Origin of the sequence: Nitrosomonas sp. Is35 (genome assembly GCF_033063295.1) — a bacterium.
GTDB lineage: Bacteria > Pseudomonadota > Gammaproteobacteria > Burkholderiales > Nitrosomonadaceae > Nitrosomonas.
Genome location: NZ_JAWJZH010000001.1, coordinates 179,540 through 194,275, shown reverse-complemented (window position 1 = coordinate 194,275; position 14,736 = coordinate 179,540). Strand labels below are relative to the sequence as shown.

Sequence of the window (14,736 nt, the reverse complement as noted above, 5' to 3'; positions counted from 1 at the left end):
ATTACTTAAACTTTACTGCTGTCAGACTCTGGGTCTTAGGGGAGATCTATATCGCTTATCTAGGGCCTGTTAACGCTATTTGATATAATTTGGTGATGGAAATCACCGAAACTCAATATCAACAGATCGAGCACTGCCTGCCGCGTCAGCGTGGCAACGTCAGCCATTCCAATCTGCAAGTTCTCAATGCCATTCTTTACGTTGCCGAGCATGGCTGCAAGTGGCGAGGACTTCCCAAGCGATTCGGCAACTGGCATACCATCTATACCCGCATGAATCGCTGGGCAAAGAGTGGTGTACTGAGCCATGTATTTGGGCAACTTCAGCATCAGCAAATCATCCGTATCCGTATTGAAACTGTTTCGCTGGACAGCACCAGCATCAAAGTCCATCCCGACGGTACGGGTGCGTTAAAAAAAACGGCCCCCAATCCATCGGAAAATCTCGAGGTGGATGGACCACCAAAATTCATCTGGTTGCCGCAGATTCCAGAACAACCATAAGCTTTGCCCTCTCGCCCGGTCACGCCCACGATGCGCCAGAGGGCAGGCAGCTTTTGCTTTCCCTCGGTCCCGTCAATACGCCCACCTACCTGCTGATGGATCGTGCTTATGAGGGCGACCAAACCCGGCAACTGGCACTAGATTTGGGTTACATCCCGGTTGTTCCGCCCAAAGCAAATCGCTTGTCACCCTGGGAATACAACCGTGCCATGTACAAAAAACGCAACGAGATCGAACGATTGTTCAGAAGGCTCAAGGGATTTCGCCGCATCTTCTCCAGGTTCGATAAGCTCGATGTCGTCTTCATCTCCTTTATCCACTTCGCTCTCATCGTCGAAGCAATCAGATTGTGTTAACAGGCCCTAAAGAGAAATTGTTATTCAACCTGACAACTTCCCATTCAACAATTCCAGCACACCACCCGTTTCGGTCTGGCGAATGCGCGTTATCCCGCCGTTGCTGATCTTGATTCGATACAGCCCAGCCGGGGCGGCATGCACAGTTTTAGCAACAACTGCGCGCATCACGCCGGCATGTGCGACGATCAGAAAATGGCTGCTGTGGTAGCGTTCGATCGCTTCTTCATAGGCGGAGCTGACGCGCTGGATAAAATCATCGAGCGGTTCGGCGCCGGGCGGGCGGCAGTTGACCGGATCGCGCAGGAAAGCCTGATAGTCAGTAACACGGCCAATCTTGATTTCATCGTGGCTGAGCCCTTCCCATTCGCCGAATCCGACTTCCTTGAAGCGCGATTCGACCGTAACGTCGATGCCGTGACGTTCTCCGAGTGCAAATGCAAACGCCTGGCAGCGTTGCAGCGGGGAAGTGATGATGTGGTTCCAGTCATTATAGTTTCCGACGGCATGCCACATTTGCGACCAGCCCTTCTCGCTGAGCGGATCGTCCACACCGTGGCCGCGATAGCGGCGTCCGCCCGCAGGCTGACCGTGGCGGATCAAATCGATCACTGTTTCTGTCATAAAACTTTGCCAGGATATTAGAGAGATGCGCTAGTGTAGCTGATTTGCTCAGTGGAGAAGCAAGTTAGATCAAAAAAGAAAACCGGATGCCGCACCGCAGTGCGCAGATAGCCCTTGTTCGGGAGGAAGTTAGTAATTACCAACTCTGAATTCAGAGCCGCCGGTTTTCTTGATCACGTCCAGTGCGATATCGACATACTCGGAAAATTCCAATGCATCCTCATCGGCGATCGGTGTCGCCAGCACAAAATTCGCATGCTTGCGCGCCTCTTCTTTTCTGCCGACGTCGTACAGCAATTCGGCGTAAAAAGCGCGTGTGATGACATCGCGCGGAAACAGTTCATGCGCCCGTTTCATGTGCATCAGGGCTTTTTGGTTACTGCCAAAACTGATGGGAAATCCGGGTAGTTTGTGATAAATGCGACCCAGCGCGCGATGCGCTCCGGCGTTCTCGTATTGCTCGTCCAGCGCAACCACTTTCAACAGCATTTTCTCCATCGGTCCGATCATTCTCAGCGCACTTACAATGCCGCTGCTCTCGGCCATTTTTCCCATCGCGGCAGCTTTCCAGAAAAGTCCGCGCACGTCATTCGCGTTCAGCGCCAGTGACTGGTCTGCAATCGCAATACAATTCTCAAACAATTGAATGCGGCGGTTTGAATCCAGCTCGAGTTGCGCGCGCATGAACTCCAGACGGGAAAGCTCGGCAATGGCGGCCGATTCGCGCGAATTGCGCGTCAGGTCGCGAAACCAGTCGATCGTGCTCAACAATAAGGGTGTATCGATGGCATACTTCCACACGGCCAGTTCAATTTTTTGTTGATTCTCGGTGGTTAATGCCGTGGCGGAAACATTTTGCGCAAAAGCCGGTGCCGTCAAACACGCCACCGCAATCATCCTGTACGTAAACAGCATTATTTTTTGTTCCAATCGCCACATATTCAGTTTCATGAAAGCACTCATATTCTTTCCACCGGCTAAGCTATTTAATATTCTACGATAAATACCAGCCATTTATGACCGGCGTATTAAGAATAGCGCTATCCAACGCAATTTCAAATGACAAATAACACAACAATTTGCACTTTTATAGTTAATCCACCACCGCAACTTGTTCCTAAAAGAAAGGCATCTTGAAACTGGCATATAATATGATGCTTTCGATTTCACGCCGGTTTCTGCGCGCACGCTGCATTTTCCGGCATGGCAACTGGCACATTCACTATGCAACAAAAGCACACTCTACCCGCACTCGGCACCGTTTTACGTTACGCTCATTTTGATGGCTCCAGTGACGCGCTGTTTCTGGCGCAATTGGCACAGCAAGCGAAACCGGTCACCATCATCACAGCGAACGCGCTAGATGCGCAGCGGCTATTGGAAGAAATTCCCTATTTTGCGCCGGAACTGAGAACGCATTTGCTGCCGGATTGGGAAACGCTGCCGTACGATACGTTCTCGCCGCATCACGATCTCGTCTCGGAACGTCTGGCCACGCTCTATCAGGTCATGAATGGCGCTTGCGATGTGCTGATCGCACCGTTGACGACGGCGCTCTACCGCATGCTGCCGCGCGAATACCTCGCTGCGCATACGTTCTTTCTGAAACAAGGCGAAACATTGGATGTTGCGGGATTGCGCAGTCAGTTGACGCTAGCGGGCTACTCGCATGTCACGCAAGTTTTCTCACCGGGTGAATACAGCGTGCGCGGCGGCTTGATCGATCTGTACCCGATGGGCAGCCCGCTACCGTACCGCATCGATTTGCTGGACAATGACATCGACACCATCCGCACCTTCGATGTCGACACGCAGCGTAGTATTTATCCGGTCAAGGAAATCCGCTTGTTACCCGCGCGCGAATTCCCGCTCGACGAAGCCGGCCGCACTTGCTTTCGCGGCAATTTCCGCGAGAAATTCGAAGGCGATCCGTCGAAAAAACAAATCTACAAGGACATCAGCAAAGGCCTGACGCCTGCAGGCATCGAATATTATTTGCCGCTGTTCTTTACGCAAACCGCCACACTGTTTGATTATTTACCCGAAAACACCTTGCTCTGCCTGCACCAGGATGTGCGTCCGGTGATCGACGAATTCTGGCACGACACCCAGTCGCGTTATCAATTGTTGCGCGGCGATAGCGACCGGCCGTTGCTGCCTCCGGCTGAATTATTCCTGACCAGCGATAGCTTCTTCGGCCAGCTCAAGCCGTATGGACGCATTGAGATTTTGTCCAACGGACAGGATGTCAAACTGGCCGCGCCCAAAACTACCGCACCGTTGCCATCGGTGCAAGTCAACCGGCATGTGGAAAACCCGCTGGAAAAACTGGCAGTGTTCATCGCACAGTTCAAGATGACCGGCGGCCGGGTGCTGTTGCTGGCGGAAAGCATGGGGCGGCGCGAATTGATTGCCGAGTATTTGCATCAATACGATTTGCATCCGGATCTTTGCCAGGACTACGCTCAGTTTCTGAATAGCGCGCAATCCTTCATGCTGAGTGTCGCGCCGCTGCATACCGGTTTCATCGATGCGCCCGAAAAACTGGCTTTCATCACCGAAAGCGAATTGTACGCCACGCATGTGCATGGGCGGCGCGAGCGTGAATCGCGCAAGACCACATCGACCGACAACATCCTGCGCGATTTGTCGGAAATCAAACCGGGCGATCCGGTGGTGCATGAACAGCATGGCATCGGACGCTATCTCGGCTTGGTCAGCATGGATGTGGGCGAAGGTGAGCCGGGCGAAATGAGCGAATTTCTGGCGCTGGAATACGAAGGCGGCGACAAATTGTACGTGCCGGTCTCGCAGCTGTATCTGATCGGCCGCTATAGCGGCGCCGCGCCGGAATCCGCGCCGCTGCACAAGCTCGGCAGCAGCCAATGGGACAAAGCCAAACGTAAAGCGATGCAGCAGGTGCGCGATACCGCGGCGGAATTGCTGAATCTGTATGCGCAACGCGCCGCGCGCGAAGGCCATCAATTTACGCTGCGGCAACATGATTACGATGCCTTTGCCGAAGGTTTCGGGTTTGAGGAAACAGCCGATCAGGCGGCAGCGATCAATGCGGTGATCGGTGATTTAACTTCCGGTAAGCCGATGGATCGGCTGATTTGCGGCGATGTCGGCTTCGGCAAAACCGAAGTGGCGTTGCGCGCCGCATTTATCGCGGTGGCCGACGGCAAGCAAGTCGCGGTGCTGGTGCCGACCACGCTGCTCGCGGAACAGCATTTCCAGAATTTCTCCGACCGTTTCGGCTTGATCGCCGATCAATGGCCGGTCAGAATCGCCGAATTGTCACGCTTCCGTTCCGCGAAGGAGCAAACGCAAGCGCTGGCCGGTCTTGGGAAAGGCGAAATCGACATCATCATCGGCACGCACAAACTGATTCAGAAAGACGTGCATTTCAAAAATCTGGGCTTGGTCATCATCGACGAAGAGCACCGCTTCGGCGTGCGGCAAAAGGAACAGCTCAAAAAACTGCGCGCCGAAGTCGACGTGCTGACGCTGACCGCCACGCCGATCCCGCGCACGTTGGCGATGTCACTGGAAGGGCTGCGCGATTTCTCCATCATCGCCACTGCACCGCAGCGCCGCTTGGCCATCCGCACCTTTGTCAGCAGCTTTTCGATGGGCATCATCCGTGAAGCGTGCTTGCGCGAACTGAAACGCGGCGGGCAGATTTATTTCCTGCACAACGAAGTCAGCAGCATCCAATTGATGTACGAGAAACTGTCCGGCCTGCTGCCGGAAGCGCGTATCAACGTCGCCCACGGGCAAATGCCGGAACGCGAACTGGAACACGTCATGCGCGACTTTTATCAGCAGCGCTTCAACATTCTGCTGTGCACCACCATCATCGAAACCGGCATCGACATCCCGAGCGCCAACACCATCATCATCAACAACGCGCACAAATTCGGCCTAGCGCAACTGCACCAATTGCGCGGACGAGTCGGGCGTTCGCATCATCAGGCTTACGCGTATTTGCTCACACCACCGGAAGAAGCGCTCGGCGGACAAGCCAAGAAACGTCTGGAAGCGATTCAAGCGATGGAAGAACTCGGCTCCGGCTTTTATCTGGCGATGCACGACCTGGAAATCCGCGGTGCTGGGGCGGTGCTCTCCGAATCGCAAAGCGGGGAAATGCAGGAAATCGGCTTCAGCCTGTACAGCTCGATGCTGGATACCGCGATCCAATCGCTCAAGCAAGGCAAGGAACCCGACATGCAGCACCCATTGGGCGTCGCCACCGAAATCAACCTGCACGTGCCCGCGCTGCTGCCGGAAGATTACTGCCACGACATCCACGAACGCCTAGTGCTGTACAAACGCATGGCCAACTGCACCGACAACGACCAGCTCGACGACATGCAACGCGAACTGATCGACCGCTTCGGCCTGCTGCCCAACCCGGCGCGCGCCCTGCTCGACTGCCACCGCCTGCGCATCATCGCAAAACCGCTCGGCATCACCCGCATCGACGCCAGCGCCGACAGCATCCAAGTGCAATTCATCCCCAACCCGCCGATCGACCCGCTCAAAATCATCCAACTGATCCAAAGTAGCCGCGAATATTCCCTCTCCGGTCAGGATCGGCTGAAAATTCTGGTGAAGATTGAAGATGTGAATAAGCGGGTGATGCGGATTAAGGAGTTGGTGCAGAAGTTGGGCACTAACAATTAACAGACCGTTGAAAAACCACCTGCGAAACGCTATTCAGACGTATTTTGTGATAACTTAACCGTCAGTTGGAAAGTATTTTCTAAAGCGATTTCATTAAAAGCGGAGGCACATCGGTCTTTATGCACTTTGAGTGGAATGCCAAGAAAGCTGCGCTTAACCATCGTAAACATGGTGTCACTTTTGAAGAAGCATCCAGTGCATTGCGCGATGTATTTTCTGCGACTACTCATGATCCCGATCATTCGGAAAACGAGGAGCGATATGTAACATTCGGCATTTCCTCCCAAGGACGTTTACTCGCGGTGGCGCATACGGAAAGCGGTGATACGATTAGAATCATATCAGCACGATTGGCTACAAATACGGAGAAGAAAATTTATGAAGAAGGTTAAATCTGAAGTGACAGACGAGCTAAGACCGGAATACAAACGGTCTGATTTCGGTAAAATTATTCGCGGAAAATATGCCAGCCGTATCAAGGTAGAAACCAACGTGGTGCTTCTTGAGCCCGACATCGCGAAAGCTTTCCCGAACGATGAAGCGGTTAACAATGCTCTGCGGCATTTACTGGAAGAAACAAAAACTTTGATCAACTTAACCCAGCAGCCGGGCAAATCCAGTTAATATTGGGATAACAGGAATCACCGTGATATTAGCGCATCAACGCCAGCGCCGACAGCATTCAAGTGCAATTCATCCCCAACCCGCCGATCGATCCCATAAAAATCATCTAACTGATTCAAAGCAGCGGCGAATACTCGCTCTCCGGCCAGGATCGATTGAAAATTCTGGTGAAGATTGAGGATGTGAATAAGCGGGTGATGCGGGTTAGGTAGTTGGTGCAGAAGTTGAGCACTAATAACTGAAGTATCTCTTTTCCTTCTGCTGATGAAAACCAAAATGCGTCAAATATCTATAAAGCTACCGAATGCACTAGGGTCTGTTAACACAATCTGATTGCTTCGACGATGAGAGCGAAGTGGATAAAGGAGATGAAGACGACATCGAGCTTATCGAACCTGGAGAAGATGCGGCGAAATCCCTTGAGCCTTCTGAACAATCGTTCGATCTCGTTGCGTTTTTTGTACATGGCACGGTTGTATTCCCAGGGTGACAAGCGATTTGCTTTGGGCGGAACAACCGGGATGTAACCCAAATCTAGTGCCAGTTGCCAGGTTTGGTCGCCCTCATAAGCACGATCCATCAGCAGGTAGGTGGGCGTATTGACGGGACCGAGGGAAAGCAAAAGCTGCCTGCCCTCTGGCGCATCGTGGGCGTGACCGGGCGAGAGGGCAAAGCCTATGGTTGTTCTGGAATCTGCGGCAACCAGATGAATTTTGGTGGTCCATCCACCTCGAGATTTTCCGATGGATTGGGGGCCGTTTTTTTTAACGCACCCGTACCGTCGGGATGGACTTTGATGCTGGTGCTGTCCAGCGAAACAGTTTCAATACGGATACGGATGATTTGCTGATGCTGAAGTTGCCCAAATACATGGCTCAGTACACCACTCTTTGCCCAGCGATTCATGCGGGTATAGATGGTATGCCAGTTGCCGAATCGCTTGGGCAGTCCTCGCCACTTGCAGCCATGCTCGGCAACGTAAAGAATGGCATTGAGAACTTGCAGATTGGAATGGCTGACGTTGCCACGCTGACGCGGCAGGCAGTGCTCGATCTGTTGATATTGAGTTTCGGTGATTTCCATCACCAAATTATATCAAATAGCGTTAACAGGCCCTAATTGGAATCTATCCGCCATGGAATTACATTGTTTATCCCACTTTGGGTATGGAAAATGTAGAAACTATAAGAATCATTAGAGCAGCAGGATATCATTTAATATTCACACCTCCTTCTTTAGATAGGAAAGTTCTGGGTACATTATTTGGTAATAATGGAACCGGTATATTTGAGGTTGAAATAGATTTAACTCGCTTAGCTATTCATCTTGTTATCATGTTAATAGTTGCAGCATTAGGTACATTGATATTTAAAACGGATGATTCTTAAATATTATCCTAATTAATGTCAAATATCTCAAATCTGTCTCACAAACAAATACTTGTTTTTATGATATTGCAGCCCGATAGGATGTGCAGACTACATGGAGGCGCATCAATCAATCAGCAAAATGGTGCAATGCCCTGCGGTTATTGCACCCTACTCGTGACGGCAGTGGTGATAATGGCGGCATTGGCGGCCATATCCACCGGACTGCCGGATAACAACGAGACAATTTTCATCTAAACAATTGCTTGCGGCACTAACATTTTTATAGCGTACAATCATTGCCATGAAAAATATTTCCATTGCCGACATTCTTCAATTACCGGTGCAGGAACGTATCCGCCTTGTTGAGCTCATTTGGGATAGCGTCGCGGCCGTACCGGAAGCTGTTGAAATATCACCCGAGCTAAAAGCCGAACTTGAAGCCCGTTTGGCGGAATTTGAGGAAAATCCGGATGCCGGGTTTTCATGGGAGCAAGTCAAGTCTCATCTGAATGATGGTTCATGGCGTTCCGTCTGAAATTTTCCGCGCGTGCATTGCGGGAAATTGGGGAAGCTCGCACGTGGTATGAAACGCAGCACTCCGGGTTAGGCGAAGAGTTTATCGCTGCTATTGAGCTACAACTAAAGCGCCTGGAACAAGCACCCCTGCTTTATGCAGAAGTCATCTCCAAAGTGCATCGCGCACTACTTCCTCGCTTTCCTTACGGTTTGTTTTATGTTGTGCGCCATGACTTGATATATGTTTTGGCCGTTTTGCACGATGCCCGCAATCCCAGTCATTGGCCGAGAGCACGGTAGGATGTGCCGACCGCAAGGAGGCACATCAATCGGATAAATACCTAAGCACGATCATTGCAAAAGCCTGAAAAACTTCAGGCATCAAATTTCACATCAACTTATCTACTTGCGATGAACACAAAAATTCATTCAATTACCGCGCTTGACGCCGCGCCACGAGCCACGCCCTCGTCCTATCCGGAGCCGTTTCGTTCGATGATGAACGGGCGCGTGAAGCGGCCATTGGGGGATTTGTTCGGTCTCACTAACTTTGGCGTGAATATTACCGTGCTTGCGCCGGGAGCGGTGTCGGCGCTGCGGCATGCGCACAGCAAACAAGACGAGTTCGTCTACGTCGTGTCCGGCACGCTGGCACTTTATTCCGGCGCTGGCCGCACGGAACTGCATACGGGCATGTGCGCTGGTTTCAAAGCGGGTTCTGGCGACGCACACCGCCTTGTCAACGAAACCTCGTCCGATGCGGTGTACTTGGAAGTCGGCGACCGGACGCCCGGCGATGAAGTAACCTACCCAGATGACGATCTCATCGCCCGGTTTGCCGATGGTTCATGGCATTTCTTCCACAAGGATGGCAGGCCGTACCCATAGTGCAGTAACCATCGCTCAATTCAAATACGATAGCACGGTAGGATGTGCCGACTACAAGGAGGCACATCAATCAGCGGATGATTCTCACTTTTCGCAGACAGTTAAATCGAATAATCAGTCTTGATCCAATATGCATAATTCCCTACACTCTTATGCATTGAAGGAGAAAACATCATGAGAACTACGTTAGATTTACCTGAACAGTTGCTGAGCGAAGCAATGCGCGTCACTCAAGCTGAAACCAAAACAGCGGTAATTGTACTGGCTTTGGAAGAGTTGGTACGGAAAGCAAAAATTGCCGAGCTGAAGCAATTCAAAGGGAAGATCGAGCTGGATATCGATCTTGATAGCATTCGAGCACGCCGGTAATGATGGTGCTGGTCGATACCTCGGTTTGGATCGATTATTTTTGATCCGGTCATCAATCAGCCGAATTGGATGTTCTAATCGACCTAGACATTATCGTAACCAATGATTTGATTCTGGCCGAACCGATTCCTTTCTTGAAATTGAAGCACCAAGTAAAAGTAATCCAACTATTGAGCGAAATTAAACGAATCCCGTTGAAAATTGACTGGAGCGGTATTATCGAGTCGCAATGGTTGTGCTTAAAATCGGGATCAAACGGCATCGGCATTCCCGATCTCATCATTGCGCAAAATGCAATAAAAAATTCCTGCGAAGTATTTTCACTCGACAAGCACTTCCTGATGCTGAGCCCAATCCTTGACATTAAACTCTATCAAACGCAAAATCTATCATCGCCATAACTCTTTTTAGCCCGGCAGGATGCCGCCGACTACAAGGAGACGCATCAATCAATCGGAAAAAGATGCAGACCCTTGCGAGTATTGCACCCATCGGGTGTTCACAGCATCGATTATCCAATCGTCACGATTTGCCGCGCATTCTCGATAGCGCGATATCGTAAATTTCGTTGCGGTCGCGCCTTCCAACCGCGATGACCATGACGGTAATCATTTGATCTTCAACCGAATAAACAAGCCGGTAACCCAGTTGACGCAATTTTATCTTGTAGGTGTTTTGAGCGCCGGACAATGCGGCGGATGGAACGTGAGGATTTTCGAGTCGTTGCTTGAGTTTCTTTTTGAATTGCGCTTGAACGGTATGATCCAATTTTTGCCATTCTTTGAACGCGGATTGTTTGAATTCCAGGTTATAAGTCATCGAGCAAAACACTAACAGCAGGCTCGTCCATGCGCTCCTTGACAATCTTCAGCAGTTCCGCGTCATCTAGTAACTCCATCATGGCTTCGTAGGCTGCGGCCGGTACGCAATAAAAAGCGAGTTCATTGCGGTTCAATACCGCGATTGGCATACCATTGCCGCTGGCCACGACCTTCATGGGATTCGTTTTCAATTCGGAAATGCTGGCGGATACCTCGGCAAGTATTCGATGCGTCATCATTAATCCTTTAAAAGTTTTCCAAGAGACCTGATTATAGGTTTTTTAACCGGTCTCGGAAAGACTACCCCGGCAGCTCATTCTCCACCAGCTTAACCCAATACGCCGCACCCAGCGGCAAAATCTCATCGTTAAAATCGTAATGAGGATTATGCAGTAAGCAGCCACCTCCCGAGCTGCCGTTGCCGATCCAGATGTAGCAGCCGGGTTTTTGTTGCAGCATGAAGGCGAAGTCTTCGGCACCCATACTGGCGGTTGGTGCAGTGTCGACGCATTGCTCACCGGCAACAGCGATGGCGGCGCGTATGGCGCTGGCGGTTTCTTCCGGGCTGTTGATGGTCACCGGATAACCGGGGTTTTCGGGGTTGAAGAGGATTTTGGCGTGAATTCCAAAACCCTGCGCGACACTGTCGGCAAGATGCCGGATGCCTTGTTCGAGTTGTTCGCGGACAGAATTCTTGAAGCTGCGGAAGGTGCCGCGAATGACGGCGGAATCCGGCAATGCGTTCCAGGTATTGCCGCCGTGTATTTGCGTGACGCTGACCACTGCGGCATCGGCGGGATCGATTTGGCGGCTGACGATGGTTTGCAACTGCGTGATCAAATGCGCGGCAGCAACCAGCACATCGTTGCCGAGATGCGGCATGGCGGCGTGAGTGGCTTGGCCTTGCAAGGTGATTTCAAAGCAATCGAACGAGGCCATCATCGGACCGGTTTTGACGGCGAAATGACCAGCGGGCACATCCGGGAAATTATGCATGCCGAACCGCTGCGCCGGGAATTGCTCGAACAGCCCTTCGCTGATCATTTGATGCGCTCCGGCACGGCATTCTTCCGCCGGTTGGAAAATGAAATACACCGTGCCGTCGAAGCGGCCATGCTTGGCTAGGTAACTCGCTGCGCCGAGCAGCATGGCGCAATGCCCATCATGGCCGCAGGCGTGCATTTTGCCGCTGTGGCAGGAAGCATGATCGAAGCGATTTTGTTCCTGAATGCGCAGCGCATCCATATCGGCGCGCAGTGCAATACTTTTGCTGCTGTTGCCACGGCGCAAAACGCCGACGATACCGGTTTTCGCCAGCCCTTGATGCACTTCGATTCCGGCTTGTTGCAGAAGATCGGCAATCAAACGGGCGGTTGCGGTTTCTTCAAAAGCGGTTTCCGGGTGTTGGTGGATGTGCCTGCGCCAACGTTGCATGTCTGCTTGTAATGCTTGAATTTCCGGGGCAATGTTCATAGTTAATTAAGAGAAATTTGTAGTCATTCTTTGGCCGTAGCATACATGCACCGGCCAAAGAACTTGCGGTAACTTACGCGGATCAACGCCAGCTCAGCACCACATAGCGCGACACCTCATCATCGCGCACCAATAACAGCACTTTATTATTAGCGCTGTTTTTTATCGCTTGATCGAACTCGGCAGCGGTATTGACGGCTTTACGATTGACCTCGAGAATTACGCTGCCGCGGCCGATACCCGCCATCGTAGCGACCGATCCCGGCGCCACTTCGGTCACGATCACACCTTTTCCGGCCTTGATACCCAGTTGTTTCGCCAGATCGGCGGTAATCGTTTGTACCACGATGCCCAATTTCTCGCTGGCTTGCGATGATTCTTGCGCGAACTGCTTGTGATCGCTGAGTTTGTCGACTTTGACCGAAATGTTGCGTTGCTTGCCGTCGCGAATGATATCGAATTCCACTTTACTGCCCGGTTGCGCCAATGCGACTTGGTTGCGGAAGTCACCGGTATCGCTCATCGGCCGCCCCTGATAGTTCACGATCACATCGCCGGCTTTGAGTCCTGCCTTGTCGGCGGGCGAATTCTTTGTCACTTGCGCAATCAAAATGCCCTTGTCGTTCTTCAAATCGAAGGATTTGGCCAGATCGACCGTCAGCGGCTGGATCATAATGCCGAGATAGCCGCGTTCCACTTCACCTTTCTCGATCAATTGATTGGCGATACGCGCGGCCAGATTGATCGGAATGGCGAAACCGATGCCCATGTAACCGCCGCTGCGGCTAAAAATGGCGGTATTCATGCCAATTACTTCACCGTCGAGATTGGCCAGCGGTCCGCCGGAGTTGCCGGGATTGATCGCGGCGTCGGTTTGAATGAAATCTTCGTAATCGTTAATACCGAGCGATGTTCTACCTTTCGCGCTGACCACACCGACCGTCAAGGTATGGCTCAGCCCGAACGGATTGCCGATCGCCACCACCCATTCACCCACTTCCAATTGGGCATAATCGCCGATTTGCACTGTGGGCAGATCGCTGGCTTCGATTTCGATCACGGCGATATCGGACTTTGGGTCGGTGCCTTTGATTTTTGCTTCAAACTCACGGCCATCGAGAAACTTGACACTGATTTTGTCGTTCCCTTCGATCACATGATTATTCGTCAGAATATAGGTTTTTTTATTGTTGGCAGCAAAAACAAAGCCGGAACCTTGCCCGACAACGGAACGTTGCTTACCCTGTTGTGGTTTCTTTCCCGGTGCATTAAAGCGGGGAGAATCCGGCAGGCGATCGCCAAAGAAGCGCCGGAAAAAATCATCACCAAACGGAAAGTTATCGCCACCGCCATTGCCAAAAGGGATACCGAAAGGCGACATCTGTACCGCTTCAGTTTCCCGTTCGACCTGAATCAGTACCACCGATGGAGAAACTTTGCGCGCCACTGCGGCAAATGCCTTGCTAGTCTGACGCAAACTTTCCACGCCATTGCCCTGCTGCGCCAACAGATCAACCGGCATCAACAGCGCCAGCGTCAACAGCACAATTAAATTACGATATCCAAGCATGATTCGCTCCTCCGATCGACAAAAAAATGTTTGATAGATTAGGTCAGCAATAGTTTGGGGCTGCTGACGCAAATTACAAGTAACCTATACTCAGTGAGCGAATCTGATAGTATTTTTTATTTCAGGATGAAAACGCATGATTATTGTCATTTCACCGGCAAAAACACTGGATTTTGAAACACCGCCATCGACGCAAACGCATACACAACCGGATTTTCTCGACGATTCGGCGATGCTGATCGATGAACTGAGAAAACTGGAACCCAGCCAAATCGGTGCGATGATGTCGATCAGCTCTAAATTGGCCACGCTCAATTCCAATCGCTACCTCGCCTGGAATCGCCCGTTTACGCTGCGTAATGCCAAGCAAGCGATTCTCGCATTCAAAGGCGATGTCTATACCGGCTTGGATGCCGACACGATGACCGGAAACGAACTGGCGTTCGCGCAAGATCATTTGCGTATTTTGTCGGGATTGTATGGCGTGTTGCGCCCGCTGGATCTGATGCAACCTTACCGGCTGGAAATGGGCACTCAATTCAAAAATCCGCGTGGCAATAATTTGTACGAATTCTGGGATGATAAAATCACCCAAGCGCTCAATCAGGATTTGGCCAAACAAAAAGATGACATCCTCATCAATCTCGCTTCCAATGAATATTTCCAATCCGTCCAGACGGGTAAACTCAATGCGCGGATCATTACTCCGGTTTTCAAGGATCAGAAAAACGGTGTTTACAAAATTATCAGCTTCTTCGCCAAGAAAGCCCGCGGCATGATGAGCCGCTACATTATCCAGAACAAACTCACAAACCCTGAAGCCATTAAAAGCTTCGATGTGGCAGGCTATCGTTTCAGTCAGGAAGGTAGTGGCAAGGATGAATGGGTCTTTATCCGCGCGGAATCGAAATCGGCATAACCCGCAGCAGGTAT

General features: G+C 51.3%; 18 protein-coding genes. 11 read left to right on the top strand and 7 right to left on the bottom strand.

The window, feature by feature from the left end; genetic code table 11:
• Positions 1-95: 95 nt before the first annotated feature.
• A protein-coding gene (locus tag R2083_RS00925; protein ID WP_317530936.1) for an IS5 family transposase occupies positions 96-859 on the top strand; the annotation gives its coding sequence in 2 pieces (ribosomal slippage) (positions 96-411 and positions 411-859; 765 coding nt in all).
• A 24-nt stretch (positions 860-883) separates the two neighbouring features.
• Here the strand turns inward: R2083_RS00925 and R2083_RS00920 are convergent.
• Entirely contained in the window at positions 884-1,483 is a 600-nt protein-coding gene (locus R2083_RS00920) for a histidine phosphatase family protein (RefSeq protein ID WP_317529695.1), read from the bottom strand.
• Positions 1,484-1,612: 129 nt separating this feature from the next.
• Positions 1,613-2,434: a TRAP transporter TatT component family protein gene (locus R2083_RS00915; RefSeq protein WP_317529694.1), complete on the bottom strand. Its 822-nt coding sequence runs from the start codon at positions 2,432-2,434 to the stop codon at positions 1,613-1,615.
• Between the two features lie 273 nt (positions 2,435-2,707).
• On the opposite strand from R2083_RS00915, the gene mfd reads away from it, so the two are divergent.
• The 3 genes from mfd to R2083_RS00900 all read left to right on the top strand — a co-directional run bounded on the left by mfd (position 2,708) and on the right by R2083_RS00900 (position 6,796).
• Positions 2,708-6,172: a transcription-repair coupling factor gene (gene mfd / locus R2083_RS00910; protein ID WP_317537210.1), complete on the top strand. Its 3,465-nt coding sequence runs from the start codon at positions 2,708-2,710 to the stop codon at positions 6,170-6,172.
• Between the two features lie 119 nt (positions 6,173-6,291).
• Complete coding sequence (locus R2083_RS00905) at positions 6,292-6,564, top strand: BrnT family toxin (protein WP_317537209.1); 273 nt, start codon at positions 6,292-6,294, stop codon at positions 6,562-6,564.
• Entirely contained in the window at positions 6,551-6,796 is a 246-nt protein-coding gene (locus tag R2083_RS00900; RefSeq protein ID WP_317537208.1) for a hypothetical protein, read from the top strand. Before R2083_RS00905 ends, R2083_RS00900 begins: the two co-directional genes overlap by 14 nt.
• Positions 6,797-7,115: 319 nt before the next feature.
• Here R2083_RS00900 and R2083_RS00895 read toward each other — a convergent pair.
• A protein-coding gene (locus R2083_RS00895) for an IS5 family transposase (protein WP_317537102.1) occupies positions 7,116-7,879 on the bottom strand; the annotation gives its coding sequence in 2 pieces (ribosomal slippage) (positions 7,116-7,564 and positions 7,564-7,879; 765 coding nt in all).
• Between the two features lie 83 nt (positions 7,880-7,962).
• Here R2083_RS00895 and R2083_RS00890 point away from each other — a divergent pair.
• From R2083_RS00890 to R2083_RS00865, 6 genes are all read left to right on the top strand, one after another.
• A complete protein-coding gene (locus R2083_RS00890; RefSeq protein WP_317537207.1) occupies positions 7,963-8,184 on the top strand; it encodes a hypothetical protein in 222 nt (73 codons plus the stop codon).
• A gap of 283 nt (positions 8,185-8,467) precedes the next feature.
• On the top strand, positions 8,468-8,701 hold the full coding sequence (locus tag R2083_RS00885; RefSeq protein WP_317537206.1) for an addiction module protein: 234 nt from the start codon (positions 8,468-8,470) through the stop codon (positions 8,699-8,701).
• Positions 8,686-8,982, top strand: a complete 297-nt coding sequence (locus tag R2083_RS00880) for a type II toxin-antitoxin system RelE/ParE family toxin (RefSeq protein WP_317537205.1) — start codon at positions 8,686-8,688, stop codon at positions 8,980-8,982. The genes R2083_RS00885 and R2083_RS00880 overlap by 16 nt, the downstream gene beginning before the upstream one ends.
• Before the next feature lie 54 nt (positions 8,983-9,036).
• Positions 9,037-9,570, top strand: a complete 534-nt coding sequence (locus R2083_RS00875; protein ID WP_317537204.1) for a cupin domain-containing protein — start codon at positions 9,037-9,039, stop codon at positions 9,568-9,570.
• 174 nt (positions 9,571-9,744) lie between these two features.
• A complete protein-coding gene (locus R2083_RS00870) occupies positions 9,745-9,939 on the top strand; it encodes a type II toxin-antitoxin system VapB family antitoxin (protein WP_317537203.1) in 195 nt (64 codons plus the stop codon).
• Between the two features lie 65 nt (positions 9,940-10,004).
• Entirely contained in the window at positions 10,005-10,340 is a 336-nt protein-coding gene (locus tag R2083_RS00865; protein ID WP_317537202.1) for a hypothetical protein, read from the top strand.
• A gap of 121 nt (positions 10,341-10,461) precedes the next feature.
• Here R2083_RS00865 and R2083_RS00860 read toward each other — a convergent pair whose 3' ends face one another.
• The 4 genes from R2083_RS00860 to R2083_RS00845 form a co-directional block, all read right to left on the bottom strand.
• A complete protein-coding gene (locus tag R2083_RS00860) occupies positions 10,462-10,758 on the bottom strand; it encodes a type II toxin-antitoxin system RelE/ParE family toxin (protein WP_317537201.1) in 297 nt (98 codons plus the stop codon).
• A complete protein-coding gene (locus R2083_RS00855; RefSeq protein WP_317537200.1) occupies positions 10,748-10,996 on the bottom strand; it encodes a type II toxin-antitoxin system Phd/YefM family antitoxin in 249 nt (82 codons plus the stop codon). Before R2083_RS00855 ends, R2083_RS00860 begins: the two co-directional genes overlap by 11 nt.
• Before the next feature lie 64 nt (positions 10,997-11,060).
• Positions 11,061-12,233: a M20 aminoacylase family protein gene (locus R2083_RS00850; protein WP_317537199.1), complete on the bottom strand. Its 1,173-nt coding sequence runs from the start codon at positions 12,231-12,233 to the stop codon at positions 11,061-11,063.
• Between the two features lie 82 nt (positions 12,234-12,315).
• On the bottom strand, positions 12,316-13,803 hold the full coding sequence (locus tag R2083_RS00845) for a DegQ family serine endoprotease (RefSeq protein ID WP_317537198.1): 1,488 nt from the start codon (positions 13,801-13,803) through the stop codon (positions 12,316-12,318).
• A 136-nt stretch (positions 13,804-13,939) separates the two neighbouring features.
• Between R2083_RS00845 and yaaA the strand changes: the two genes are divergently transcribed.
• Positions 13,940-14,722 (top strand): peroxide stress protein YaaA, encoded by a 783-nt coding sequence (gene yaaA / locus R2083_RS00840; protein ID WP_317537197.1) that lies wholly within the window; start codon positions 13,940-13,942, stop codon positions 14,720-14,722.
• Positions 14,723-14,736 lie beyond the last annotated feature (14 nt).

What these genes read in the sequence shown, in the direction of transcription:
- R2083_RS00845 (WP_317537198.1), bottom strand. Translation starts at nt 13,803, where the DNA reads ATGCTTGGATATCGTAATTTAATTGTGCTGTTGACGCTGGCGCTGTTG.
- R2083_RS00900 (WP_317537208.1), top strand. Translation starts at nt 6,551, where the DNA reads ATGAAGAAGGTTAAATCTGAAGTGACAGACGAGCTAAGACCGGAATAC.
- yaaA (WP_317537197.1), top strand. Translation starts at nt 13,940, where the DNA reads ATGATTATTGTCATTTCACCGGCAAAAACACTGGATTTTGAAACACCG.
- R2083_RS00870 (WP_317537203.1), top strand. Translation starts at nt 9,745, where the DNA reads ATGAGAACTACGTTAGATTTACCTGAACAGTTGCTGAGCGAAGCAATG.
- R2083_RS00880 (WP_317537205.1), top strand. Translation starts at nt 8,686, where the DNA reads ATGGCGTTCCGTCTGAAATTTTCCGCGCGTGCATTGCGGGAAATTGGG.
- R2083_RS00890 (WP_317537207.1), top strand. Translation starts at nt 7,963, where the DNA reads ATGGAAAATGTAGAAACTATAAGAATCATTAGAGCAGCAGGATATCAT.
- R2083_RS00885 (WP_317537206.1), top strand. Translation starts at nt 8,468, where the DNA reads ATGAAAAATATTTCCATTGCCGACATTCTTCAATTACCGGTGCAGGAA.
- R2083_RS00905 (WP_317537209.1), top strand. Translation starts at nt 6,292, where the DNA reads ATGCACTTTGAGTGGAATGCCAAGAAAGCTGCGCTTAACCATCGTAAA.
- R2083_RS00860 (WP_317537201.1), bottom strand. Translation starts at nt 10,758, where the DNA reads ATGACTTATAACCTGGAATTCAAACAATCCGCGTTCAAAGAATGGCAA.
- R2083_RS00855 (WP_317537200.1), bottom strand. Translation starts at nt 10,996, where the DNA reads ATGACGCATCGAATACTTGCCGAGGTATCCGCCAGCATTTCCGAATTG.
- R2083_RS00920 (WP_317529695.1), bottom strand. Translation starts at nt 1,483, where the DNA reads ATGACAGAAACAGTGATCGATTTGATCCGCCACGGTCAGCCTGCGGGC.
- R2083_RS00915 (WP_317529694.1), bottom strand. Translation starts at nt 2,434, where the DNA reads ATGAAACTGAATATGTGGCGATTGGAACAAAAAATAATGCTGTTTACG.
- mfd (WP_317537210.1), top strand. Translation starts at nt 2,708, where the DNA reads ATGCAACAAAAGCACACTCTACCCGCACTCGGCACCGTTTTACGTTAC.
- R2083_RS00850 (WP_317537199.1), bottom strand. Translation starts at nt 12,233, where the DNA reads ATGAACATTGCCCCGGAAATTCAAGCATTACAAGCAGACATGCAACGT.